We start from the raw sequence: 2,169 nt of genomic DNA on the forward strand, positions 1-2,169 counted from the left end.
GGTGCGCGACCTGCCCGAAGCACGCGCGTTCTACGGCGACCTCCTGGGTTGCCCGGAAGGCCGAAGCTCTCCGAGCTGGATCGACTTCGACTTCTACGGTCACCAGATCGTCGCTCACCTGTCGCCAGAGGAATGCGGCCACCGCAACACCAGCGAAGTGGATGGCGAGGCGGTGCCGGTGCGTCATTTCGGCGCGATCCTGTCGATGGCCGATTGGGACAGCATGGCCGCCAAACTCGAGGCGGCCGGAACGCGCTTCCTGATCGAGCCGCAGGTGCGTTTCAAGGGCCAGGCCGGTGAGCAGGCCACGATGTTCTTTCTCGACCCCTCCGGCAACGCACTGGAGTTCAAGGCCTTCGGGGACCTCGGCCAGGTCTTTGCCAAGTAGCACCGGCGCGACGAGCCGCGACCGCCCTCGCCTTCATTGGCGCGACAGCCCGCAGTTCAAGGTCTCGTCCAGCAGCAGCGCCCGTGCGCGCTGCAGTTCCGTGCTCTGCAGAACGTCGATCGGGAATGCCGCCGAGCGCGCCCGCTCGGCGAACCCGGCATCGAGCACGCCCGCCTCGCCCAACTGCCGCAGCGAGTAGCCCGCCTCGATGGGGCAGGACTTCACCACCATCAGCCGCTCGGCGTGCAGCCGATGAGCGAGCCATAGCGCCAGGCTGTCGGCGCTGACGCCCCAGTGCGTGAGTTCGTCCGGCGCCTCGCGCAGCAAGTCGAGCGGCAGCCACACCGCGGCGCGGCCGTGCTGCAGCACCGTGCGCAGCAGCGCTTCGCCAGTGGCGATCTGTAATGCGGGGCACAGGGCCTGCATCATCAGCCCTGTCTGCGCCATGCCGAGCACGGCCATGTTGTGGGCGGCCAGATCGTCGAACTGCCACCGGGCCTGCGCTTGCCGAGCCTGATCGGCAAAGGCGCCGCCGCCCGGCACGACGATCACGCGGCCGCCTCCGCATTCGGCCAGCAGCGACAGCCAGCGCGGCAGCGCGGCGTCGAGGCCGAGGCTGCCGCCGAGTTTGACGACCCACATCAGCCGGGCTTCCCGTCGCGCCCGACCGAGGCGCACAGCAAGGCGACGGCCGCGCTCGGCGCCGCGACCTGCACGCGGCGCGCAAGCGCTGCAGTGGCTTGGAGTGAGCGGGGCACAAGCGCTGCCTCGACTTCGAATGGCAGCGACGTCAACGCGGGTCCGGTCCGAGACGGCATCAGCGCCGCTTGCTCCGGCTGCCGAGCGAGCGTCGCGTCGGCAGCCCGGGATGTCGCCGCGCCGGGCTGGGGCGCCGCGACCGCGAGCGATGCGAACGCGAGCCAGGGCCGCCTCAGCGACGCGGCCAGCGCCGCCGCCAGAAAGTCGCCGCAGCCGGCAGCGATGAGCGGCGCATCGACAGGCAGCGCAGCCTGCTCGATCACTTTTGCAAGATTGCGGCGCAACTCGTGCAGTTGCGCTTCGCGCCATGCGTAGGCCAAGCTCAGCCAATCGTCATCACCTGCGTCGCGCGCATCCAGGCCGATCATGCGTGCGAGGCGTTGCCGGCTGGCCGGCAGGTCCTTGGGCGCACCGTCGGCGCTGGGCTGCAGGTCGTGCGCCGGGTCGAGTTCGCCGGTCAGGCGGTACACGTCGGCGCTGGTCGCGAAAAACTCGTTCATCACGTTGACGCTGCGTCCCTTGAAGGCGATGCGCGGCGCCAGTGCGCACAAGGGCGTGCGCACCACGCCGTGATAGACCAGCTCGCCGCTGGCCAGCCGCTCGGCGTCGCTGCGGGCCTGCACCGCCACGCGGCCGCTGCGCAAGGCGATCACGTCGGTGGTGGTGCTGCCGACGTCGACCAGCACGCCGTCCGGGACTTGCTGCGCGGCCCACTGAGCGGTGGCGAGCCAGTTGACCGAAGCGATGGCGTGCCACTGCGCGGCCACCTCGGCCGTTTCGCACCAGCGGCTCGCGCCCGGCTCCGCCTCGCCGGCATAAAAGCGCAGCGGGCCCTCGAGCGTCGCGGCCAGCTCGGCGGCCAGTGCGTTGACGCCCGCCTCGCGGTGCTCGAACAGATCGACCATCTCGCCGGTCATCGTGATCGCGTGCAGGGCGCCGCGGCTGGCCGGCCAGCGCTCGGCGGCGGCGGCGAGCGCGGTGCGCAGGTGCGGCAGTCCCTGCCACAGCGGGCAGGCCCACTC

General features: G+C 71.1%; 3 protein-coding genes. 1 reads left to right on the forward strand and 2 read right to left on the reverse strand.

What is annotated here, in order from left to right; genetic code table 11:
• Nucleotide 1 precedes the first annotated feature (1 nt).
• On the forward strand, nucleotides 2-388 hold the full coding sequence (locus tag H0W38_RS21395) for a VOC family protein (RefSeq protein WP_292457997.1): 387 nt from the start codon (nucleotides 2-4) through the stop codon (nucleotides 386-388).
• 33 nt (nucleotides 389-421) lie between these two features.
• Here H0W38_RS21395 and H0W38_RS21400 read toward each other — a convergent pair whose 3' ends face one another.
• The gene (locus tag H0W38_RS21400) at nucleotides 422-1,030 is read right to left on the reverse strand and encodes an aspartate kinase (protein WP_292457999.1); all 609 of its coding nucleotides are present in this window, start codon (nucleotides 1,028-1,030) and stop codon (nucleotides 422-424) included.
• Nucleotides 1,030-2,169: hydantoinase/oxoprolinase family protein (locus H0W38_RS21405; protein ID WP_292458002.1), on the reverse strand; the 1,140-nt coding region annotated here is incomplete at its 5' end. The genes H0W38_RS21405 and H0W38_RS21400, both read right to left, overlap by 1 nt.

The sequence above is a fragment of the Methylibium sp. genome, from assembly GCF_013817365.1.
Lineage (GTDB): Bacteria > Pseudomonadota > Gammaproteobacteria > Burkholderiales > Burkholderiaceae_C > Methylibium.